Origin of the sequence: Aminobacter ciceronei (assembly GCF_014138625.1) — a bacterium.
Taxonomy (GTDB): Bacteria; Pseudomonadota; Alphaproteobacteria; order Rhizobiales; family Rhizobiaceae; genus Aminobacter; species Aminobacter ciceronei.
In genome coordinates this window covers 58,246-80,386 of the sequence record NZ_JACJHY010000022.1, presented here as the reverse complement: position 1 = coordinate 80,386, position 22,141 = coordinate 58,246, and the positions used below count along the sequence as shown (strand labels likewise).

The 22,141-nt window shown below is 64.6% G+C and carries 21 protein-coding genes and 1 riboswitch; of the genes, 12 read left to right on the top strand and 9 right to left on the bottom strand.

Features of this window, described 5'->3' with window-relative positions:
• The first annotated feature begins 76 nt into the window (after positions 1-76).
• On the top strand, positions 77-1,882 hold the full coding sequence (locus HNQ95_RS21450) for an ABC transporter ATP-binding protein/permease (RefSeq protein ID WP_182575173.1): 1,806 nt from the start codon (positions 77-79) through the stop codon (positions 1,880-1,882).
• Between the two features lie 44 nt (positions 1,883-1,926).
• Here HNQ95_RS21450 and HNQ95_RS21445 read toward each other — a convergent pair whose 3' ends face one another.
• Complete coding sequence (locus HNQ95_RS21445) at positions 1,927-3,465, bottom strand: MFS transporter (protein WP_182575174.1); 1,539 nt, start codon at positions 3,463-3,465, stop codon at positions 1,927-1,929.
• Positions 3,466-3,605: 140 nt separating this feature from the next.
• Here HNQ95_RS21445 and HNQ95_RS21440 point away from each other — a divergent pair, with 140 nt between their 5' ends.
• Positions 3,606-4,463 (top strand): LysR family transcriptional regulator, encoded by an 858-nt coding sequence (locus HNQ95_RS21440; RefSeq protein WP_154386122.1) that lies wholly within the window; start codon positions 3,606-3,608, stop codon positions 4,461-4,463.
• A 46-nt stretch (positions 4,464-4,509) separates the two neighbouring features.
• Here HNQ95_RS21440 and metA read toward each other — a convergent pair whose 3' ends face one another.
• Positions 4,510-5,433 (bottom strand): homoserine O-acetyltransferase MetA, encoded by a 924-nt coding sequence (metA, locus tag HNQ95_RS21435; RefSeq protein ID WP_182575175.1) that lies wholly within the window; start codon positions 5,431-5,433, stop codon positions 4,510-4,512.
• Between the two features lie 49 nt (positions 5,434-5,482).
• Positions 5,483-5,560, bottom strand: a riboswitch (SAM riboswitch).
• Between the two features lie 153 nt (positions 5,561-5,713).
• Between metA and hisC the strand changes: the two genes are divergently transcribed.
• Together hisC and HNQ95_RS21425 are read left to right on the top strand one after the other, a co-directional pair.
• Positions 5,714-6,826: a histidinol-phosphate transaminase gene (gene hisC / locus HNQ95_RS21430; protein WP_154386124.1), complete on the top strand. Its 1,113-nt coding sequence runs from the start codon at positions 5,714-5,716 to the stop codon at positions 6,824-6,826.
• Between the two features lie 3 nt (positions 6,827-6,829).
• Entirely contained in the window at positions 6,830-7,765 is a 936-nt protein-coding gene (locus tag HNQ95_RS21425; RefSeq protein WP_154386125.1) for a prephenate/arogenate dehydrogenase family protein, read from the top strand.
• 60 nt (positions 7,766-7,825) lie between these two features.
• Here HNQ95_RS21425 and HNQ95_RS21420 read toward each other — a convergent pair whose 3' ends face one another.
• Positions 7,826-8,824: a DUF2125 domain-containing protein gene (locus tag HNQ95_RS21420; RefSeq protein ID WP_154386126.1), complete on the bottom strand. Its 999-nt coding sequence runs from the start codon at positions 8,822-8,824 to the stop codon at positions 7,826-7,828.
• Positions 8,825-8,880: 56 nt separating this feature from the next.
• Between HNQ95_RS21420 and HNQ95_RS21415 the strand changes: the two genes are divergently transcribed.
• The 3 genes from HNQ95_RS21415 (at position 8,881) to HNQ95_RS21405 (ending at position 11,164) form a co-directional block, all read left to right on the top strand.
• On the top strand, positions 8,881-9,399 hold the full coding sequence (locus tag HNQ95_RS21415) for a gamma-glutamylcyclotransferase (protein ID WP_154386127.1): 519 nt from the start codon (positions 8,881-8,883) through the stop codon (positions 9,397-9,399).
• A gap of 73 nt (positions 9,400-9,472) precedes the next feature.
• Positions 9,473-10,528 carry a bifunctional transcriptional activator/DNA repair enzyme AdaA gene (locus tag HNQ95_RS21410; protein ID WP_154386128.1) on the top strand — a complete coding sequence of 352 codons (1,056 nt, stop codon included), beginning with the start codon at positions 9,473-9,475 and terminating at the stop codon, positions 10,526-10,528.
• A 60-nt stretch (positions 10,529-10,588) separates the two neighbouring features.
• Positions 10,589-11,164, top strand: a complete 576-nt coding sequence (locus HNQ95_RS21405) for a demethoxyubiquinone hydroxylase family protein (RefSeq protein ID WP_154386129.1) — start codon at positions 10,589-10,591, stop codon at positions 11,162-11,164.
• Here the strand turns inward: HNQ95_RS21405 and HNQ95_RS21400 are convergent.
• From HNQ95_RS21400 to ftsE, 4 genes are all read right to left on the bottom strand, one after another.
• Complete coding sequence (locus HNQ95_RS21400) at positions 11,161-11,949, bottom strand: lysophospholipid acyltransferase family protein (RefSeq protein ID WP_154386130.1); 789 nt, start codon at positions 11,947-11,949, stop codon at positions 11,161-11,163. The two genes, HNQ95_RS21405 and HNQ95_RS21400, sit on opposite strands and share 4 nt — an antisense overlap.
• 105 nt (positions 11,950-12,054) lie before the next feature.
• Entirely contained in the window at positions 12,055-12,672 is a 618-nt protein-coding gene (locus tag HNQ95_RS21395) for a YdcF family protein (RefSeq protein ID WP_246340916.1), read from the bottom strand.
• A gap of 173 nt (positions 12,673-12,845) precedes the next feature.
• Positions 12,846-13,859, bottom strand: a complete 1,014-nt coding sequence (locus HNQ95_RS21390) for a cell division protein FtsX (RefSeq protein WP_154386132.1) — start codon at positions 13,857-13,859, stop codon at positions 12,846-12,848.
• Complete coding sequence (gene ftsE, locus HNQ95_RS21385) at positions 13,852-14,511, bottom strand: cell division ATP-binding protein FtsE (RefSeq protein WP_067957659.1); 660 nt, start codon at positions 14,509-14,511, stop codon at positions 13,852-13,854. Before ftsE ends, HNQ95_RS21390 begins: the two co-directional genes overlap by 8 nt.
• A gap of 120 nt (positions 14,512-14,631) precedes the next feature.
• Between ftsE and HNQ95_RS21380 the strand changes: the two genes are divergently transcribed.
• From HNQ95_RS21380 to HNQ95_RS21370, 3 genes are all read left to right on the top strand, one after another.
• Positions 14,632-15,381 carry a hypothetical protein gene (locus tag HNQ95_RS21380; RefSeq protein ID WP_154386134.1) on the top strand — a complete coding sequence of 250 codons (750 nt, stop codon included), beginning with the start codon at positions 14,632-14,634 and terminating at the stop codon, positions 15,379-15,381.
• Positions 15,382-15,390: 9 nt separating this feature from the next.
• A complete protein-coding gene (hpt, locus tag HNQ95_RS21375; protein ID WP_067957665.1) occupies positions 15,391-15,933 on the top strand; it encodes a hypoxanthine phosphoribosyltransferase in 543 nt (180 codons plus the stop codon).
• 67 nt (positions 15,934-16,000) lie between these two features.
• Positions 16,001-16,396, top strand: coding sequence for a response regulator (locus tag HNQ95_RS21370; protein ID WP_067957668.1), 396 nt, complete (start codon positions 16,001-16,003; stop codon positions 16,394-16,396).
• Here the strand turns inward: HNQ95_RS21370 and HNQ95_RS21365 are convergent.
• Entirely contained in the window at positions 16,363-17,307 is a 945-nt protein-coding gene (locus HNQ95_RS21365) for a DMT family transporter (RefSeq protein ID WP_154386136.1), read from the bottom strand. The genes HNQ95_RS21370 and HNQ95_RS21365 overlap by 34 nt on opposite strands.
• 306 nt (positions 17,308-17,613) lie before the next feature.
• Here HNQ95_RS21365 and HNQ95_RS21360 point away from each other — a divergent pair, with 306 nt between their 5' ends.
• Positions 17,614-18,474 (top strand): LysR substrate-binding domain-containing protein, encoded by an 861-nt coding sequence (locus HNQ95_RS21360; RefSeq protein ID WP_067966130.1) that lies wholly within the window; start codon positions 17,614-17,616, stop codon positions 18,472-18,474.
• 96 nt (positions 18,475-18,570) lie between these two features.
• Positions 18,571-19,197, top strand: a complete 627-nt coding sequence (locus HNQ95_RS21355) for a glutathione S-transferase family protein (protein WP_067957674.1) — start codon at positions 18,571-18,573, stop codon at positions 19,195-19,197.
• 292 nt (positions 19,198-19,489) lie between these two features.
• Here the strand turns inward: HNQ95_RS21355 and HNQ95_RS21350 are convergent, their stop codons facing one another.
• Positions 19,490-22,075 carry a TIGR02302 family protein gene (locus tag HNQ95_RS21350; RefSeq protein ID WP_182575176.1) on the bottom strand — a complete coding sequence of 862 codons (2,586 nt, stop codon included), beginning with the start codon at positions 22,073-22,075 and terminating at the stop codon, positions 19,490-19,492.
• Between the last annotated feature and the right edge of the window lie 66 nt (positions 22,076-22,141).

Sequence of the window (22,141 nt, the reverse complement as noted above, 5' to 3'; positions counted from 1 at the left end):
GCTGATACGCCATCGCAGTTGAATGGCACACTCCGCCCGCGCCGATTCGCACGAAGCGGCCAGCCGGAGGATGCGCATGCCAGCCCAATCGTTCATCCACACCAATCGTGAGCCTCTGGCAGCGGATGTCGACGGCCGGTTTTTCGACCATCTCAGAATGGCGCGGCAGGCGCTTGCCGGCTCTCCGGTGCGCCGAACACTCGTCTGGCTCGGCCTGTCGATCCTGACCGTCATCCTCGCCACGTCGGCCGGGCAGATCGTGCTCAACCGCTGGAACAAGCCGTTCTACGACGCGCTCGAAAACCGCGACCTCGACGCCTTCCTGCGCCAGCTGACGATCTTCGCGGCGATCGCCGGCTGCCTCCTGGTGCTGAATGTCGGCCAGCAATGGCTGAACCAGATGATCCGGCTCAAGCTGCGCGAGGGGCTGACGCTCGACCTCATCACCGAATGGCTGCGGCCTGGCCGTGCCTTCCGCCTCGCCAATGCCGGGGCCGTCGGCGTCAATCCCGACCAGCGCATGCAGCAGGATGCCGGCCACCTTGCCGACCTTACAACCGACCTCGCCATCGGCCTGCTGCAGGCCTCGATCCTGCTGGTGTCCTTCGTCGGGGTGTTGTGGAGCCTGTCGTCCGGCTTCGTCTTCCACGTCGGCGAGCGCTCGTTCAGCATTCCCGGTTACATGGTCTGGGCGGCGATCGCCTATGCCGGCTCCGCATCGCTGCTGAGCTGGCTGGTCGGCCGGCCGCTGATTGCCCAGAACGCCGATCGCTATTCGCGCGAAGCCGAGCTTCGTTTCTCGATGGTCCGCATCAACCAGAACATCGACGCCATCTCGCTGGCGCGCGGCGAGGCCGATGAAAAGCGCCGGCTGGAGCTCGATCTTGCCGGCGTGCTCAATTCGCTGCGCCGCATCTTCGCCACCCAGATCAATCTCGGCTGGGTCACCGACGGTTATGGCTGGTTTACCGTGGTCGCGCCGATCCTGGTCGCTGCACCGGTCTATTTCGCTGGCGACATCAGCTTCGGCGGGCTGATGATGGCTGTCAGCGCCTTCAACCAGGTCCACGCCTCGCTGCGCTGGTTCATCAACAATGTCGGCGCCATCGCCGACTGGCGCGCCACGCTGATGCGCGTCGGCGTGATCCGCCGCGTGCTGGTCTCAGCCGACGGGCTGCACGACAAGGAGGAGCGCATCGACGTCGCCGAAAGCCACGACGGCAGCCTGGCGTTCGACGATCTCCAGCTGGTCTCGCCAAGCGGTTGCATCCGGCTTTCGGAGCCGCATCTCCGGGTCAGGCCGGGCGAGCGCCTGCAGGTCACGGGCGAGGCAGGTGCCGGCAAGACGCTGCTGTTCCGCGCGCTCGCCGGGCTGTGGCCATGGGGCAAGGGCCGCATCGAACTGCCCAAGGACAAGCAGGTCGCCATCCTGCCGCGCGTTTCCTACCTGCCGCCGGGCACGCTGCGCGAGGTGCTTGCCTATCCGTCCAGCGGCACAGTCCTCGACGACAAGGATTTTGCCGAAGCGCTTGCCGCCGTCGGGCTGGAGCGGCTGGCAACCTCGCTCGACCGTGTCGCGCCATGGAACGATGAACTCACCAGCGACGAATTGCGGCTCGTCGCCTTCGCGCGACTGCGTTTGCACAAGCCAGACTGGGCGATTGTCGACGAGGCCTTCGAGACGCTCGACGCAGCAGCGCATCAGCGGGTCAAAGACATGTTCGAGGGCGAGCTCGCCGGCACCGGCGTCGTCTATTTTGGCCCGCAACGTCACAATGGCGGCCTGTTCGACCGGACAGTCCACCTTGCCAAGGACAAGCGTGGGCCGGTGCTCAAGCCGATCCGCATCAAGGATGTGGCAAAGGCCAAGGCTCCGGCTTGATCGGCCGGGCTGCAGGCCGCTGGAGCAGGCCTGCAGCGGTGCGCTCAGATCGCGTGCGTCTGCGCATCCGAGCAAGGCTTGGCCGACGACTTTCCGGCACCGAACAGCACGAAGCTGAGTGCCGCCAGCACCCATACGCCGAGGCCGCCATAGAGCATCACCCAGTGGAATCCGTTGACCAGCGCGGCATGGACCGAATCGGCCGGCACATCGAGGGCGCCTTGTGCGCCGTCGGTTACGCCACCGGCGGCGATGCGCTCGGCCAGCGAGCGGAGCTGGCCGGCATCGGCGCCCTCGGGCAGCGCCCCCCTAAGTCCTGCAAGGATGCCCTCGACGAGAACGAAGCCCATGACGGCGATATTGATGGCAAGCGCGATCAGCCTGGCGCTGGCATCGATGCCCGAGGCCATGCCGGCGCGGCTGGCCGGCACCGAACCCGTGGTCATGTTGGTGGCCGGCGTCGTCGTCAGACCGAGACCGATGCCGGCAATCAGCGCCCCGGGCAGCACCGTCAGGCCGCTCGCCCCTTCGACAGGGCTGCCCAGCCACATGGCGATGAAGCCGAGGCCGATGGTGAACAGGCCGAGCGGAATGACGGTGCGTGGGCTGGTGCGCAAGAGCAGATACTGCGCCACCGGCGACATCACCAGGAACGGCACCGTATAGGCGAGCACGGCGAGCCCCGTTTCGGTGCTGTCATAGCCGAGGCCTGCGGTGAAATAGATCGGCAGGTAGACCATGAACGGCCAATAGCTGAAGTTCATGCCGACGCAGCCGACGATGGCGCCGGAGAAGTCACGGATCCGGAACACCGAGAAGTCGAACATCGGGTGCGAATGCCTCCGCTCGACCGCGACGAAGGCGATCAGGCCGATCAGCGTCGCCGCGGCGATAGCGAGAGCCGTCGGGCTAAGGAAGCCGAGATCAGCGCCTTGGGTGATGTAGTAGGTCAGGCCGAAGACAGCAGCACTCAGGATGACGATGCCGGGCAGGTCCAGCCTCGTCGCCTGCGGGTCACGCGATTCCTTGACGCTGCCGAAGGTCAGCACCAGGCACAGCAATGCCAGTGGAGCGTGCACGAGGAAGACCCACTGCCAGGTCGACAGGGCGACGATCACGCCACCGATGATGGGGCCAAAGCCAAGGCCGATGCCCGAGATGACGCCCCAGATGGCAAAGGCGCTGCTGCGCGCCCTGGCGTCCTGGAACTGGTGCGACAAAATGGCGATCGAGCAGATGAACATGGCGCCGCCGGCCATGCCCTGCAGGAAGCGGCTGACGATCAGCACTGTGGTGGTGGGGGCGAGGCCGCACATCAAGGAGGTCACGCCGAAAGCGGCAACCGTAAGCGCAAAAACGAGCCGGCGGCCGTAGCGGTCGGCCAGCGTTCCTGTTGCCATCAGCACCGTCGTACAGGCGATGGTGTAGGCGTTCATGATCCACTGCATGCCCTTGAAGTCGGCATGCAGCACATGTTCGAGCGTCGGCAGGATCACCGGCACGCTCGATATCTCAAGACCAAACATCAGCGCCGACAGGCAGATCGCCCCCAGCGCCAGACTGTCTCTCATCGTCAGCTTCATCCCATGTCTCCGGCTGGCGGCGTCGGGGGAGGAAGTCCGGTCGCCGCTGGTTATCTGGAAACATCCGAGATATGCCAAGCTTGATCATGCATAAATGCTATGCAAAACTATATCAGTGATAACAAATCGGTATAGATGAGATGCTGTGGCTCGACGCCGAGGCCGTTCGTAACTTCGTCATGGTGGCGGACCTGCAGAGTTTCACCCGTGCAGCCGACGCCATGGGCTCGACCCAGGCGGCGGTAAGCGTCAAGCTCAAGCGGCTGGAGGAGCGTGTCGGCCGCAAGCTGATCGAACGTACTCCGCGCCGCGTCAGGCTGTCGGCCGACGGCGCGCTGTTCATCGAATCGGCACGCAGCTTCCTAGCCGCGCATGACAAAGCGGTTGCCGGCCTGTCATGTTCGGCGCGGCGCTTCACGCTCGGCATTGCCGGCCATGTCGCCGGACCGGAGGTGACGACGCTGCTGGCCCGCCTCAGCCAGCACGACCCGGCCCTGACCATCGAGGTCCAGGTCGACAATTCGACCTTGCTGCTCGACGCCTTCGACCGTGGCGAGCTCGATGCGGCGATTGTCCGGCGCGAGGACGACCGCCGCGACGGCGAGGTGCTGGGACCGGAGCATTTCGGCTGGTTTGCGACGCCCGAGTTCGATCATCGTCTTGGCGAGCCGATCCGGCTGGCGACGCTGTCGCGGCTGTGCGGCGTGCGCGATCTGGCGATACGCACGCTCGACGATGCCGGCATTCCCTGGGTCGAGGTGTTCGTCGGCGGCGGCTCGTCGTTGGTGACGGCGGCAGTGTCGGCCGGGCTGGCGACGGCGGTCTTTCCCAGCCGTCTCGCGCCTCCCGGAACCGTCGAAGTCAGCCGCAAGTTCGGTCTGCCCGATGTGCCGGCAACCGAAATCGTGCTGCACTCGTCGCTCACCGACCGCCGCTCGCGCGAAGCCCTGCGCATCCTCGCCTGCGCCTTCCACGAGCATCGAGCCAAAGCGGGGTAGGGCAAAGGACCGCGCCCGGCGTCGAGCGCGGTCCTGTTCGGGGAGGCTAGCGGCCCTTGCCGATGTTTTCCAGATCGTACTCGGTGGTCTGGTAGACGCGGTTGATCCAGTTGCCGAACAAAAGATGGGCGTGCGAGCGCCAGCGATTCAGCGGCCGGCGCTGCGGGTCGTCGTCGGGGTAATATTCGTGCGGCACGGCAATCGTCACGCCGGCGGCCACGTCGCGGTCATACTCTTCCTTGAGTGAGGTCGAGTCGTATTCGATGTGGTTGAACATGTAGAGCCGGTTGCCGGCTTCTTCGGCCAGCAGGCTCGGGCCGGTCTCTTCCGATTCCATCAAAAGCTCCAGGCCGGAGCCTTCGGGGATGTCAGAGGCACGGACCTCGGTCCAGCGCGACACCGGTATGGCGAAATCGTCGGAGAAGCCGGCGAGATAGGGCGAGGCAGGCGCGTTGTTGTTGTGGCGGTAGACGCCGAACGCCTTGTGCTCCAGCGTGTGCTTGGGAACGCGGTGAAAATGCCAGGCGGCCGCCATCGCGCCCCAGCAGATGAAGAACGGCGAGTGCACGTTGGTCGTCGTCCAGTCCATGATCTGCTTGAGTTCGTCCCAGTAGGTCACGTCCTCGAAAGGCAGCAGTTCCACCGGCGCACCGGTGATGATGAAGCCGTCGAACTTGCGATCCTTGACCTCTTCCCAGGTCTGATAGAAGGCGATGAGGTGATCTTCTGAGGTGTTCTTGGCCTTGTGGGTGCCGATGCGCACCAGCGTCAGTTCGACCTGCAGCGGGCTGGCGCCGATCAGGCGCGCGATCTGCGTTTCGGTCCTGACCTTGTTGGGCATCAGGTTGAGCAGGCCGATCTGCAGCGGACGGATGTCCTGGCGGAGAGCTGTCTGCTCATCCATGATGGACACGCCCTCTTTTTCCAGCACTTGGCGGGCGGGGAGTTGATCCGGGATCTTGATCGGCACTGTGCGAACTCCAAAAAACAAAACCGGCATTGCTGTCGCAAAGCCGGTTTACGGATCGCAAACGGCCCTTTAGCGACTTGTTTAACGTGGCTGCAAGCCGACCGGCCAAATCACCACGGGTCTATGCCCTGCTATTACGCCCGGTCGGGGATTGCGTCAACCGCGACCCATTCGTCCGGCCAGACCGCCCGGTTCCGCCGGTTTTCCTCGACATTGCGTGCACCGGGCGGTATTTCCGCTGCGGCCTCCGGCCGGAGGCGCCAATCCAGGATATTTCGAAATGACCAAGGCACCCGAGCAGATTCGCCCCGAACCCCGCGCCGGCATCATGGACATCGCAGCCTATGTCCCCGGCAAGAGCTCCGCTCCGGCAGGCGTCGCCAAGGTCCATAAGCTGTCGTCGAACGAAAATCCGCTCGGCGCCTCGCCCCATGCGATCGAGGCCGTCCAAAGGCTATCGCATAAGATGGAGTATTATCCCGATGGGTCGGCGTCACGCCTGAGGCAGGCGATCGCGGCGACCCATGGGCTGAATCCTGCCAACATCCTGTGCACCAATGGCTCCGACGAAGTGCTGGGCCTGTTGTCCCAGAGCTATCTCTCGCCGGGCGACGAGGCCGTCTACACCGAGCACGGCTTCATGGTTTACAAGATCTACACCCAGGCAGCCGGTGCCACGCCGGTCGTTGCCAAGGAGGATGCCGAGAAGGCCAGCGTTGACAACATCATCGCGGCGGTGACGCCGAAGACCAGGATCGTCTTCCTCGCCAACCCCAACAACCCGACCGGCACCTACCTGCCGTTCGAGGAGGTGCGCCGCCTGCACGCGGCACTGCCCAAGAACGTGCTGCTCGTGCTCGATGCCGCCTATGCCGAATATGTCCGCCGCAACGACTATGAATCGGGCGTCGAGCTGGTCGCGGCCAACGAGAACGTCGTCATGACGCGGACCTTCTCCAAGATCCACGGCCTTGGCGGCATGCGCATCGGCTGGATCTATGCGCCGTCGCACATCATCGACGTGCTGGAGCGCATGCGCGGTCCCTTCAACGTCAATGCGGCGGCCATCGAGGCCGGCGTGGCGGCGATGGAAGACCGCGGCCATGTCGAGCGCACGGTGGCGCACAACGCCAAATGGGCGGAATGGCTGGTCGCCGAGTTCGAAAAGCTCGGCCTGCGCGTCACGCCTTCGGTCGGCAACTTTCTGCTGGTGCACTTCCCCGATGACGGCAAGCACTCGGCCGCTGCCGCCGACGATTATCTCACGGCGCGCGGCTATATCCTGCGCAGGGTCACCGGCTACGGTTTCCCCAATGCGCTGCGCATGACCATCGGCACCGAAGAAGCCAATCGCGGCGTCGTCGCCGCACTCACCGAATTCCTGAAAAGTTGAACCATGTCAGATCCTCTCTTTGAAAAGATCGCCCTCGTCGGCATCGGCCTGATCGGCTCGTCGCTGGCCCGCGTCATCCGCCGTGAAGGGCTCGCCCGTCACATTGCGATCACCACCCGCAGCGCACCCACGCTCGCCCGCGCCGAGGAACTCGGCCTCGGCGACAGCTACTCGACCGACGCCAAGGCAGCCGTCAAGGATGCCGACCTCGTCATCGTCTCGGTGCCGGTCGGCTCGTCCGGCGCCGTGGCTGTCGACATCGCATCGGCGCTGAAGCCGGGTGCCATCCTCACCGACGTCGGCTCCACCAAGGCCTCCGTCATCGCGCAGATGGCCCCGCATGTACCCGCGGGCGTGCATTTCATCCCTGGCCACCCGCTGGCCGGTACCGAGAAGTCGGGTCCCGACGCCGGCTTTGCCGAACTGTTCGAGAACCGCTGGTGCATCTTCACGCCGCTGCCTGATACCGATCCGGTGGCGCTGGAGAAGCTGTCGGAGTTCTGGCGCCGCTGCGGCTCCAACATCGATACGATGGATCCCGAACATCACGATATGACGCTCGCCATCGTCTCGCACCTGCCGCACATCATCGCCTACAACATCGTCGGCACGGCCGACGACCTGGAGTCGGTGACCAAGTCGGAAGTCATCAAGTATTCGGCTTCCGGTTTCCGCGACTTCACCCGTCTGGCGGCGTCGGACCCGACGATGTGGCGCGACGTCTGCCTGCACAACAAGGACGCGATCCTGGAAATGCTGGCGCGCTTCTCGGAAGACCTGGCGTCGCTGCAGCGGGCGATCCGCTGGGGCGACGGCGACAAGCTGTTCGAGATGTTCACCCGCACCCGTGCCATCCGCCGCTCGATCATCGACGCCGGCCAGGAAGTCGACGTGCCGAACTTCGGCCGCGAGGCCATCGAGCATCCGGCGAAGGGTTAGGGGAATGCGCGAATAGGGGAGCAGGGGATCGTCCCCCTACTCCCCTACTGCCTTACTCCCCTAATCTACCGCCGGTACCATGCCGAGCGGAATGAAGCCCAAAGTCGCCTTGCCCTTGACGATCTTGAGCGGCAGGGTCGGCGCGTCGCCGAGCAAAGCGAGGCCGGTGAAGGCGGTCTCGAACTGCTTGGCCTGCTCCGGAATGACCTGAGACAGGATGCGCGACAGCTCGCGCGGGTTCTGGATCGTCACCTTGAGATCTGCATCGATCAGTCCATCGTCGCCGACCGACCATGGGCCACTGAGTGCGACGCCGGTCGTACCGCCCGACGTCAGCGTCAGCGAGCGAATGCTGCCCGACTGGCCGCGCAGCGCCGGCTGCCTGTTTTCCACAAGGGCAACGCCATTGTTGAGCGAGGTGTCGGCGCTGCCGTCGAGCTTGGGCAGCGTGCGTCCGCCGATCGCCTGCGGGTCGATCTGCAAGCCGGTGAAGGTACCGGCGAGATCGATGTTGGCGCCGTTCGGGCGCAGATGCGTCTGCGTCTGCTCGGCGGTGAACAGCGGCTTGGCGACGCCGTCGATAAACGCTGCCTGGCCGGAAAGCTTGAGCGTTTCGACCGAGATACGTTCGGGCAACGGCTTGGCGATACGTGCGCTGGCATGCAGCAAATCCCAGTTGAATTGCAACTGAGGCAGGTCGGGCGCGGTGATCCTGAGCGGGCCGTCGATCTCCAGCACCGAGTGCATCGGCTGATAGACCTGGGCGGCGGTGCGGAAACTGCCGGCGCTGGCCGAAATCCTGCGCCCCGCATCCTCGTAGTCCAGCCGGTCGCAGAACAGGCCGATGCGGAACGGGAAGCCCTTGATCTCGGGGTTGGCGCATTCGAGCGACACGCCATCGCGGTTGACTCCGGCGATCGCCTTGCGCACCTCGCTTTCGGCCTTGCCGGCGAACCAGAACCATCCGGCGCTGTAGCCGCCGAACAGAAGCACGATGAAAAGCCCGAGCCACATGAAGCGGCGGCTGTAGTTTGCTCTTGGTTCCTGACTTGACGGCATGCTCGGGCTCTCGCTAACGCGGTTCTGTTCACCGCGATCACCAACAGGCTGGCGATATGGGCGATTTTTGGGTTTTTGGCTACGGTTCGCTGATATGGCGGCCAGGTTTCGCGCATGTCGAGACGCGCCGTGCCCGGTTGATGGGGTTTCGTCGTTCGCTCTGCATCCGCTCCTGGGTCCATCGTGGCACCGAGCAGCGGCCGGGCCTGGTGCTCGGCCTCGACCGTGGCGGCTCCTGTGTCGGCCTCGCCTTCCGCGTGCCGGGCGACCTGCGCGACGAGGTGCTTGCCTATCTCAGGGACCGCGAGCTCGTCACCAGCGTCTATCTAGAACGCCAGCTAACCATCCAGCTCGATGGCGGCGGAAAGGCGGAGGCGGTGTGCTACATCGCCGACCGCAAGCATCATCAGTATGCCGGCAATCTCGACGCGGCGCACGCGGCCGAAATCGTCGCCGGAGCCGTCGGCCAGTCGGGCCGCAACGAGGATTATGTGCTCAGCACCGTCGAGCATCTCAGGGCGCTCGGCATTCGCGACCATTGGCTCGAAGAGGTGGCACGTCTGGTCGGCAAATAGCTCTGTGTCAGGAGGCAAAATCAACGCCCGTTTTTCGGCGGCGCGCCGAGCGGAGACGCGCTAAGGATCAGCCATGCTGTTCCAACGCCCCGATGACGACACGCTTTATGATGCCCTGATCGCCCGCGATGCAGGCTATGACGGTTTTGCCTATGTCGGCGTCAGGACGACCGGCATCTTCTGCCGGCTGACCTGCTCCGCGCGCAAGCCCAGGCGCGAGAACGTGCAGTTCTTCGACACCACCGCCGAATGCCTGCATGCCGGCTTCAGGCCCTGCTTGCGCTGCCGGCCGATGATGGGCTCGGGCGAAGCGGAGCCGCTGGTCGCAGCGCTGGCCGAAGCACTCGAACGCGAGCCGGAACGGCGCTGGCTGGAGGCCGATATCGTCGCCATGGGCCTCGATGCCTCGACAGTGCGCCGCGCCTTCAAGCGTCGTTTCGGCATGAGCTTTCTCGAAATGGCGCGGCTGCGCCGGTTGGGGCAAGCGGCAGAGAGGCTGACGTCAGGTGACAGCGTCGTCGACGCCCAGGTCGAGGCGGGTTTCGATTCCGGCAGCGGATTTCGCGCGGCTGTCACCCGGCTGCTCGGCGAGGCGCCGGCCAAGCTGCGCGGCAAGACCATGCTCAAGGCCGACTGGATCGAGACGCCCATCGGCCCGATGATCGCGATTGCGGACCAGCATGCCCTGCACATCCTCGAATTCCTCGAGCGAAAGGCGCTGGCGACAGAGGTGCGCAAGCTGCAGGCGGTCACCGGCTCGGCCATCGCCTTCGGCAGGGCCGCACCGATCGATCAGATCGAGGCGGAACTCTCCGCCTATTTCGCTGGCACGTCTGCGGAGTTCGCAACTCGGCTGGCACCGCAGGGCACGTCCTTTGAACGTCAGGTCTGGGACGGCTTGCGCCGCATTGCTGCGGGCGTCTCGGTGACTTATTCCGGCCTCGCCGCCGAGATCGGCAACCCCGCAGCCATACGTGCGGTCGGCCGCGCCAACGGCGCCAACCCGATCGCCATCGTCATCCCGTGCCACAGGGTGGTCGGCGCCAGCGGCGACCTGACGGGCTATGGCGGTGGCCTCTGGCGCAAGCGCTGGCTGCTTGAACACGAGCGGCGGATGGCCGCTGGCTAGCCTCGTGTCACATATCAAGGATCAGTGATATCAAGGGAGCATCGTAGTCGGGGGACATCGATGCTGCTGCCTGCAAGCGCGGACAAGATCACGATCCAGCGTATCCTCAAGGTCAATCACGCTGGCGAACGCGCCGCGATCAACATCTATGGCGCGCAAATCGCTGTTGCCCGGCGGTTCTTCCCGGTGATCCAGCCGGAGCTGGAGAAAATGCGCGCCGACGAGATCCTTCACGCCAGGATCTTTCGCGACGCCATGCCGACACGCGACACGCGGCCGTGCCGTGTCATGAAGTTCTGGTCGCTTGGCGGCTATGTGCTGGGATTGGTTACATCGGTGCTTGGACCGCAGATGGTCTGGCTGTGCACGGAAGCGGTGGAGGCCACCGTGCATCGCCATCTCGAAGAACAGCTTCGTTTCCTGGAACGTCGGGACGAGCGGCTGCATGCCGCCATCCTCGACATCCAGCAGGAGGAACTCGAGCATCTTGAGGTCGCGCGCCAGCGCAGGTCCGCCAAGGGCGTGCCTTACAGGCTGGCCTATGGGGCGATCTCGGCGGCGACAGCCATGATGATCTGGCTGTCGACCTGGGGCGATACGAGCTGGATGAAGCGCGAGCTGGCGGCCGGCAGCTAGCCGACCTCGACGCCCAATTCCCTGAGCCGCTTTACCGCCGTCGGCGGCATCGGCGGCGGGTTCTTCGAGGTTGCCGCTTCGATCAGGAACGCGTCGCAGGCGGCCTCGGTTTCCGAGATCAGGCGCTGCATGAATTCCTCGCGCGAAAGGCCCGCCGGAATCGGCTTCAGGAAACGGGCCTTGATGGTGCCGGGGTAACGCAGGAACTTGCGACGCGGCCAGTACAGGCCGGCGACATGGGCGACGGGCACGACGGGCATGTTGAGCGCCGCATAAAGTTCGGCGATGCCCCACTTGTAGGCCGGCTCGTCGCCGGGCGCGCGGCGGGTGCCCTCGGGATAGATGATCAGTTGGCGGTCGTTCTGCATTTCCCGGCGGGTTGCCACGACAACGGCCTTCAGGGCTGCCGAGCGCTTGCCACGGTTGACCGGGATCATCTTCATCTTGGCGATGTACCAGCCGAAGAACGGGATCCACATCAGCTCGCGCTTGAGGATGTAGAGCGGGTCGCGCAAGTAGGGGAAAAAGGCGATGGCGTCCCAGAACGACTGGTGCTTGGGCGCCAGGATGAACGAACCCGCAGGCAGGTTTTCGAGCCCCGTGACCTCGCTCTTCGTGCCAGCGATCTTTTCCTGCAGCCACAGGCTCGAACGCGCCCAGAATTTGGGCACCAGCCAGGCGCGGTGGCGTGGCGACAGGAAATAGTAGGGCGTCCAGAAGATCATCTGGGCGATCAGGCTGACATAGAAGACGAAGTTGAATGCCAGCGAGCGGATATGGAGCATTGGTGAGGGGCGCCTGAGGACGGGATTTCGCCGTTGGTTACACCAAGCCGTCCAAAAAGGAAAACGCCGCTTCGTCTTGGAATGAGCTTTTGCGTGGCAGAGTGCCTATTCGGCGGCGGCCTGCACCACGACCATGCCGTCCGAGGTCGGCTTGACCGGCACGATGCCGCGCGCGAGCGCCAGCAGGTACTTGTTGTATTCGGTGAACAGCACGCGGAACGCTTCGGGCTTGGTCAGCCAGCGGCCTTCGCCAAGCTTGGAGTTGACGACCGGGTAGGGGTCCAGGCTGGCCTTGCGCAAAAGCCGGCCCATTTCCAGCATGCTGCGCGGCATGTGGTAGTTGTTGGTGACGAGGATGACACGGGCATAGTCGTGGCTTTCGACCCACTTGGCGCTTTCCTCGGCATTACCGATGGTGTCGAGCGCGGCGCGGTCGATGTCGACACGGTTGAACAGCGACTTGTCGCTGCGCGTCGCCAGCTGCAGCTGGCGGCGCGTTGCCGAGGGATGGACGCCGCTGATCAGCAGGCGTTCGCCCTTGCCGGCCTTGAGCAGGTCTAGTGCCGCATCCAGCCGCGACTGGCCGCCGGTCAAAACGATGATGGCGTCGGCCTTGGCAGGGTTGGCCGGCGTGGTCAGTCGACTGACATGCGTTGCAAACAGCGCGAAGCCACCGGTGAAGATGAAGGCCGCTGCGACGAGGATGAACAAAATGCGGCGCAAAAAAACACTTCTCCGGCGCGGCTTGAGCCCGGCCGGGTAGATTTTCGATCCGGAAACCGTCCCCGATGCGGCGAGCGCGTTCTGACCCATCACGAAGCCATGGTTAAGCAGGGATTGCGGCTTTTGCAGCGCCTATCTAAGCACATTCTGCAACAAAGTGACATCATCGGTGATCACATCCTTTCCGGATGCTGCACGTCGATGTCGCCGAGATAGCTGACGACGGTGAAATGTGATGTCGCGGCAGTCAATGCGCCAATGACAGCGACGATCACGGCGACGCCGAGATAACCGTTCAGGCCGATGGCGAAGTTGCCGAACAGGGCGGTTGCCTGGTCGGCTTCCGGCGTCGCGAGATTGAGCGACGACCACCACGAAAAGATGATGAAGACCACCACAGCGGCAACGCCACCGGCGGCCGCACCCGTCATGCCGGTGAGCAGGAAGTGACGGCGGAACTCGCTGGCGATGAAATTGGCCTCGGCGCCGACGAAATGCAGCACCTCGATGATGTGGCCGTTGCCGGCCATGGCGCCGCGCGTCGCAAACACCACAGACAGCACAGTCGCTGCCAGCATCAGCACCAGCACGCCGGTGCCGATGGTGACCGTCGTGCGCGCCATCGCCACCAGCCGGTCGACCCAGGTGCGGTGATCGTCGAGCGTGGCGGTTGGCACCTTGGGGCTGATCGCCTGGCGCATCGCGCCGAAATCGGGCGGGCTGCTCTGGTCGATGGTGACGATCACCAGCCGCGGCACCGGCAGCTCGTCGATGTTCAATCCCGAGCCGAGCCACGGTTCGAGCAGCCGCGCGGTAGCGGCGCGATCGACGATCTTGGTGCCGCTGACGCCGGCGAATTCGCCGGCGATGCGTGCGGCCGTCTCCAGTGCCGCCTCCATGTCCAGCCCTTCGGCGGGCTTGATCTGGATCGTCGCCTCGCGGGCGATCTGGTTTTCCCACACCGAGGCGGTGTCGCGCACCAGCGTGACCGCACCCAGCGTCAGGCACGACAAGAACGTCATGATGGCGATGACCAGCACCAGCGCGCGGCCGGCGATGTTCTGTGACGGCACGATGGGGGCGGTCTTGCGCTGCAGCCTTGGCGCCGGCTGTTGGAGCGGCGCATCCTCGAATTCGTCCTCGAATTCCTCGTGGTGTGTGCTGCTGTCGGCTTGGGCCTCAGTCATAGATGTCGAGCCTTCCGCCGGCGAGAATCATGCGCCGAGCATCGACCTGGTCCATCAGGCCGAGATCGTGGGTTGCGATCACCACCGCGGTGCCAAGCCGGTTGAGCTCGATGAACAGCCTGAGCAGGCGCCGCGCCAGTGGCGGGTCGACATTGCCGGTTGGCTCGTCGGCCAGCAGGATCTCGGGCTGCTCGATCAGCGCGCGGGCGATCGCGGCGCGTTGCTTTTCGCCGCCCGAAAGCACCGGCGGCAGCACATGCATGCGCTCGCCGAGGCCGACCCATTTGAGCAGTTCGGTGACGTCGGTGCGGTAGCTTGCCTCTTCGCGCCCGCGCACGCGCAGCGGCAACGCCACGTTCTCGTAGGTGGTCATGTGGTCGAGCAGGCGGAAATCCTGGAACACCACGCCAATACGCCGGCGCATCAGCGGCAGCTCGGTGCGCGAGATGCGCGAACGGTCCTTGCCGAAGACGCTGATCAGGCCACGCGTCGGCTTGAGCGACAAAAACAGCAGCCGCAGCAGGGTGGTCTTGCCCGCGCCCGACGGCCCGCTCAGGAACTGGAACGAGCGCTCGGGGATGTGGAAGGAGATGTCACGCAGGATCTCCGGTCCCATCCCGTATCTGAGGCCGACATTCTCGAAGCGGATCACGTGCTGCAGACCTTGAACTTGCGAAACATTGGGAACTTACGAAACCCTGGGAACTTGCGAATCCACGGAGATTCATCGGGACCCTGGCTGCCCGTTTCTACGAAACGACCATGGGTCCGCATGGTTAAGAGACGGTTAATTTCCGTCCGGAATGGGGCGCCGAAGCACCTCGGTGGCGAAGCATTAACCATTTCCGTTTACCCCCTCTCGGCAGAATGTCTAAGGGGTCTGATGGCTGAGCAGCGGAAAGCACGCCCGGTTTCCGGCGAAATCATGACCGATGACGGCCGCGACACATCCGCCCAACCCCAGCGCGCGCCTGCCTTGGACATTGTCGACGCCGATTTCGAAGTCGTGGCTCGCGCCGATCGCCGAAACGAATCATCCGCCGTCCAGCCTGTCCTCGCCACTCAGCCAGCCAATCGGGGCGGAATGGAGATGCTCAGGCCAGCGCATTCGCGGCTGGACGCCCGGCCGACGCGCGGCGGGCCGATCTTCTGGCTCTCCTGTATCTCCTTGGTGGCAATGGCGTTTTGGGTCGCCGGCGGACACCAGGTGCTGCATGCTGCGGCGTTTCCGCTGTCATGGCAGGCGCCGAAGCTGCGCCTCGCCGACGTCGTTTCGCGCATCGACAGCTCCGGCCGAAAGCCGCTTCTGCTCGTCGACGGCACCGCTTTCAACGACGGAAACAGGGCGGTATCGCTGCCGCCGATCGTCATCGCCGTCACCGGCGAAGACGGTAAAGTCCTGCGTTACAGGCTGGGGACAGGCACGGTTCCGGTGGCAGCCGGCGCAAGATGGGACTTTTCGAGCCGGCTCGACGTGCCTATGAACGGGGTAAAGACCGTCAGGGTCGCTTTCTCGGAATAGGATGCTGTCATGCCTGTTGTGCGCGACAAGGAAATCGAAGTGCTGTTCTCCGCCTCGGCGATCGCACGGCGCAATCTCGAACTCGCCAAGGATATCGCGGCGCACGACTACACTGACCTTCTGGTCATCTCGGTGCTGAAGGGTTCGTTCATCTTCGCCGCCGACCTGATCCGCGCCATGCACGACGTCGGCCTGTCGCCGGAGGTCGAGTTCATCTTCATTTCAAGCTATGGTGCCGGCACCACGAGCGGCGAGGTCCGCGTGCTGCGTGACATCGACAACGAGGTTGCCGGCCGCGACGTCCTGCTGATCGACGACATTCTCGAATCGGGCAAGACGCTGAAGTTCACCCGCGAGCTGATGATGTCGCGCGGCGCCAAGAGCTGCTCGATCGCTGTGCTGCTCGACAAGCGCATGCGCCGCAAGACCGACCTCAATGCCGATTATGTCGGCTTCGACTGTCCCGACTATTTCGTCGTCGGCTATGGCATGGATGTGGCGCACGCCTTCCGCGAGCTGCCCTTCGTCGGAGTGGTCAAGGGCGAAGACTGATCAGCCGCTAATCACAAATTTTGCGGCATTCAGGAATCGTCAACCAGTCGCGGCAAATATCGCCGCCATGGCAAAACTTCTGATCGTTGAGGACGATGAGTCCGTCCGCACTCTCGCAGCCCGCGCGCTCGAACGCGCCGGCCACAAGGTCGACGTCGCTTGCGATGGCGCCGAAGGGCTCGACTCCATTCACGCAGAGCGCGGCGGGTACGACCTGATCGTCTCCGACATCCGCATGCCGGAGATGGACGGCATCGAGATGGCGCAGAATGCAGCACGCGCCTATCCCGGGCTGCCGATCCTGCTGATGACCGGCTATGCCGACCAGCGCGAGCGCGCAGAGGAACTCGACGCCATCATCATCGATGTGGTGCAGAAGCCGTTCACGCTCAACGACATTCGTGACCGCGTTTCGCGGGCGCTGGCTGCTCAGTCGGCAGTGGCGCTCGCCGGCGCCGCCTGAGGCGTCCGCGTCCCGACATTCAGCGCGAATATACCGGCGCCGACGATCAGCAGCGCGCCGATCACCGTGCCGGTTCCGGGCACCTCGGCGAATAACAGGAAGCCCCACAGCGGTGCCCACAACAGCCCGGTGTATTCGAAAGTCGCCGCCTTGTTGGCGGGCGTCAGCCGATAGGCTTGGCCAAGCAGCACCATGCCGACAGCGGCAATGATGCCGCAGGCGCCCATCATCAGGAAGTCGCGCAGGCTCGGCCAGATCCATGGCCGCATCAAAAAATCGAGGCTGGGATGGCCTGTCTGCTGGAAGCCGGCGGCCGAGAAGATCGTGGTGATCAGCACGGCGCCGAAGAGATAGGCGGCGTTCTGGTAGAAGGCCATTGTCGTCGCACTTTCCGTCACGCCGACCTTGCGCGCCATCAGCTGCGAGAAGCTGTAGAGAAACGCCGAGGCGAGCGACAGCAAGGCCGCCCATTCGAAGATGCCGGCGCCGGGATTGACCATGATGACCACACCGAAAAGCCCGACCGTGCCGGCGGCAAGGCTCTGCCACGGCACCGGTTCGCCGAGATAGGGACCGGCCATGGTCATGATCAGCAATGGCGTCAGGAAGAAGAGCGCCGCCGCATCGGCGATCGGCAGCGCCGGTATCGCCAGGTAGTAGGCGCAGTAAGACACGAACAGGATCGTCGAGCGCGTTGCGAGGAAGCGCCAGTTGGGCGAGGCGAGTGCCGGAAGCCCGACATCGCGATGCACCAGCAGGAGCAGGATCGGCAACGCCACCACGGCGCGGATCAGCAGCGCTTCGCTGACCGGATAGGTGCCGGCCACGGCCTTGATCAGCGCGTCCTGGATCGAAAACACCAGCACGCCCAGGCAAAGGCAGAGGATGCCGAGAAGCGTTCTGTTGTGCATGGTGCAGGAGTGCCTGGCTAAGAGGTCGTCCCGATATTTGTACCTTGAGATCGGGCGGAACGAGAGCGCTTGTCGGCGCCTCCTGTTGGGCCAGCGGCGACAGCGACTGGCGCACAGCTGCCCCAAAAAAATACCCGCCGGCAAGATTGCGGCGGGTGAAAGTGAGGACGGTATTACCAGTCCGCAGCCGCATCTCTTGCGACCACCTTCCAATGGGTAGCGGGACTATTCCCCGCCGTTTGACACGATGCAAACGAATTGGAATGATGGCAGCCATTAGAATTTCTTATGGCTGAAAACGTTTTCATGACCGCACGCCTCGACAGCGACCTGCTGCGCACCTTCCTCGCGGTTGCCGAGAGCGGCAATTTCACCCGCGCGGCCGAAGGTGTCGGGCGCACCCAGTCCGCGGTCAGCATGCAGATCAAGCGCCTCGAGGAGGTCGTCGGCGAGGTGCTGTTCACGCGCGGCGCGCGCGGCGTCGCCCTGACCGAACGCGGCACCGAGCTCGTCGGAAATGCGCGCCGCATCGTTGCCCTGCTCGATGAAACGGCGTCGTCGATGCGCGCGGCGCCGCTTGGCGGACCGGTCCGCATTGGCATCCCAGAGGAATATGGCCAGCCTGTTCTGTCGCGTGCCCTGGGTGCCTTTGCCAAGCGCCATTCGAAGGTGGAGGTGACGGTGCGGTTCGGCTATTCGGTCTCCCAACTGGCTTCGCTCGCGGCCGGCGAACTTGATCTTGCCGTGGTCTTCGAGTGGCAATTTCCATCGGGCGCCGAAGTCCTGATGAATGACCCGACGGTCTGGGTGACCTCCATTCACCACCAGCTGCATCTGGAGCGGCCGCTGCCGGTTGCCATGTACACCCGCCACGGCTGGTCGCGGGAGTATGCGCTTCGCTCACTCGAGCAGCGCGGCATCGATTACCGTTTCGCCTACACCAGCGATACCACCAACGGCCTCTCCCTTGCCGTCACCGCCGGACTGGCGCTGGCGCCGATGGCCCGCAGCAACATTCCACCGGATTGCCGCGAGCTGACGGAGGCCGAAGGATTCGGGGCGATCGACACGACCAGGGTCGTCATGCATCGCAATCCGCGCGCCAACAGCGAAGCCGTCGACGCCATGGCCGACGCCATCCGCGAGGCTTTCCATCAGCGGCGCTGATCGCTGGGAACAAGCCGTATCCTGCCATGCTTCCTGACAAAAGGCTGTCAGGAGACCAATGTTATGCAGGCGGCATTCTGAAATGAGGAGGAAGTTATGATCACCTTTTACCACGCGCCCTGGTCGCGCGCGTCCAACGTGCTTTGGCTGCTTGAGGAACTCGGCACCCCCTACACGGTCGAGAAGGTCGATATCCGCGCACCTGGCGGGGTGCCGGAAGAGTATCGTTCGATCCAGCCCAACAAGAAGGTACCGGCGATCATCCACGATGGCATCCTGGTCACCGAGCGGGCGGCAATCTGCACTTATCTCTGTGATGTCTTCCCCGAAGCCGGCCTTGCACCTGCCATAGGCGACAAGCTGCGCGCGCCTTACCTGACCTGGCTCGTCTATGCCGATTCGGTGTTCGACCCAGTGCTGGCGGCCAAGGCGCATGGTCACGAATTCATGGGCAGCGGCTATTCCTACGGCTCGTTCAGCGAGATGGTCGACAATCTCGAAAGGACGCTGTCCTCGCGCCCCTACATCGCAGGCGACCGCTTCACCGCAGCTGACACCCAGATCGGCGGCGGCATCAATTTCGGCATCCGTGTGCTGAAGACGCTGCCCGAGAAGCCGGTGTTCCTGGACTATGTCGAGCGCTTGGCAGCACGCCCCGCCTTCCAGCGCGCCAGCCAGAAGGATTTTGCGATGGCGCAGGAGGCGGGCATGGTTCCCGGCTGAGGCTGGGTGTGCGGCGCCAAGGCGTGAGCGATTTGAGCATTACGCCTTCGAACTCGCGCCTCTCGCACCCCTCTCTGTCCCGCCGGATCTCCCCCGCAAGGGGGGAGATCATGCCGTCATCGACCCCCACCGCCAACCACCAGCCACACGGCCCGTTGCTACCACGTGACAGGATGAGCAGTGCCGGTGACGAGACTAACCTCCCCCCCTTGCGGGGGAGATGTCCGGCAGGACAGAGAGGGGTGGGGCGGAGTGCGTCGGTACAGGAGGAACAAACGTAGTGAGCTCGCGGCTACCGCAGCTCCAGCAAGCGTTCGAGATAACTCCGCTCCAGTTCGGGGCTGAGCGCATTGCCCAGGCGCTTGCGGATGGCGTCGAGGATCTGGCGGGCGCGCTGCACGTCGATCTCGTCGGGCACCTTGGTCGAGTCGCCGAAGTCGGGACCGGTGGTGGCGCGGGGCCGGCCGAGCGGGTCGCGGTCGGCATTCTGCTGGCGGCCGCCTTCGCCGCTGCCGCCCTGGTCGCCCTGCATGGCCTGCATCTGCTGCATCATGTCCTGGGCGCCCTTGCGCAGCGCTTCCAGCGCGCGGCCCTGGTGGCCGACGGCGCGTTCGCTTTCGCCCTTGCCGAGTGAACCCTCGGCCTGGTTCATCGATTCCCCGGCGTCGCCAAAACCTTCGCCCGGCTTGATGCCGAGGCCCTCGAGCCCCTTCATCAGCGCTTCGAGGTCCTTTTCCAGCTGCCCTTGGCCCTGCTGCAGCTGCTTCATCGCGTCGGCAAATTCCTGCGGCGTCATCGGCCGGCCCTGCTGGCCCTTGTTTTGCTGGCCTTGCTCGCCCTGTTGCTGCTGCTGGCCGGGCTCGCCGTTCTCGCCGAAGGGATCGCTCTGCTCGCCTTGGCCGCGCTGCATCTGGTCCATGCGGAAGGTCTCGTTCATCATCTCCTGCTGGCGCCGCATGATCTCGCCGAGCTTGTCCATCTGCTGGCGCATCTCGGAATTCTGCTGGCCCTGCTGACCCTGCTGCCGTTTGCCGGCCTGCAGGTTGTTCATCATGTCCTGCAACTGCGACAGCAACTCGCGCGCCTGGTCGCGGTTGCCCGACTTGGCGAGGTTCTCGATCTGGTCGAGCATGCGCTGCAGGTCGCTCTGGCGCAACTCCTGGGCCGGCGTCTGGTCCTGCGCGGTCCTGTTCTGCTGGTTGCGTTCGGCGAACTCGCGCAGGAAGTCGTTCATCGCCTCGCGCAGCTCGGCCATCAGCTTGTCGATTTCTTCGTCGCTGGCGCCGCGTTCGAGCGCGTCCTGCAAGGCCTGCTGGGCCTGGCGCAGGCGCTTTTCCGCCGCCGACAGGTCGCCGTCCTCGATGCCGAGCGCCACCTGCCAGAGATAGGTGACCACCTCGCGCAGCTGGTCGTCAGAGCTGGCCATCTTGAGCCGCGAGCGGGCGCTCATCAGCGCCAGGTAGTGCGAGAGATTGTCGATCGTGTCCTCGGGCCGCAGTGTGATCGCGTCCATCAGATCAAGCACGCGCCGCTTGGCGTTGGCGTCGAGCGCCAGCAGGCGCCGCTGTTCGATCACCGCCCGGGCGAGCGGGTTGGTGAACGGTTTTTCCGGCAGGATGATCGTCTTGGTTTCGCTCTTGGCTTCCTGGCCGGCATCGTCGCTAACATGCAAGGTGAGCTTCACCGAAGCACCAGCCCAGACATGCTCTGTCAGGTCGCGCGTCGCCTTCACCGGCTTTTTGGTCGCACCACGGCGGGGCAGGGAAAGCGGCATTTCGGGCGGGCCATAGAGCGGGCGTGCATCCAGCGGCTGCGCGTCGGCAAGGGCGAATTCGGCCTTGGCCGAGGCCGCGCCATAGTCGTCCTCGATATTGTAGGTCAGTTCCAGCGTGCCGTTGACGGCGCGTTTGGGCTCACCGACGAAGCTGATTTTCGGCGCGCTGTCGGGAATGACGGTGAAGGCCCAGCTGTCGAGCTCGTCGTCGCCGGATTTCAGCGTGAGCTTACCCTGGGCGGTGAGCTTTTCGGCAAACTGCCTGACCGTGGCAACCGGGCCTGTCGCGACAGGCGTTGCTGCGTCGGTGTTGACGCCATTGGGTACGATGTCGCGCACTGTGCCTGCGGCATCGGTGAAGGCGAGCGTTTCGTCGCCCGAGCCGCCGGTGACGCGTAGCGACAGTTCGCTGCCCTCGGGCACGTTGATGACAGGAACGTCCCTGCTTGCATCGGCGGTCAGGAAGATCGGTGCCTTGCCGGTATATGTCGGCGGCGTCACCCAGGCGTCGATGCGCGGCGGCACAGTGTCGTGCGCCGCATGCGCCCGGAAGGCGTCGCCCAGCCGGCCGCCGGTCGGGCCGAAGGAAAATGCGAAGGCGCAAACGAACAACAGGGCAGCGGCGGCGCGAAGTGCCCATGGGTCGCGTTCGGGTACTTGCGTCCGGGGCAGGTCGCCGCCCAGCGTGCCAAGCCGTTCGGCCATGCGCTTCTGGTGCTCGCGCCACAAGGCGTCGGCAAAACTGTCCGGCTTGCCCGACGGCTTGTCGGTCTGGACCTGCACCGGCGTGTGCAGCAGCTGGTTGGCGCGTTCGAGACGGCTGTCGATCTCAGCCCAGCTCGGCAGGCGGAAAAAGCGCAGCGGATAGAGCGAGGCCAACGCGGCTGCGACGAAGGTCACGGCCAGCCCCAGTCGCGCCATGTCGGGCAGGAGCCGGAACAGGCCGAGCCAGGACAGACTGACGAACAGGCTGGCAATAACGATCAGCGGCAACACCAGCGGCCAGCCGCGCTCGACGATCATCGCCGTGGCGATGGCCAGGCGCGTCCTGCCCAGGCCGGCGGCAATGCTACGATGCAGCGCTGGTCGTGTCGGTTCCGTCATCGGCCCTTCCGCTTGGGCGGCGCGGGATGCAGCCACCCTGCCTCTGGGAGAATACCATCAATCGCG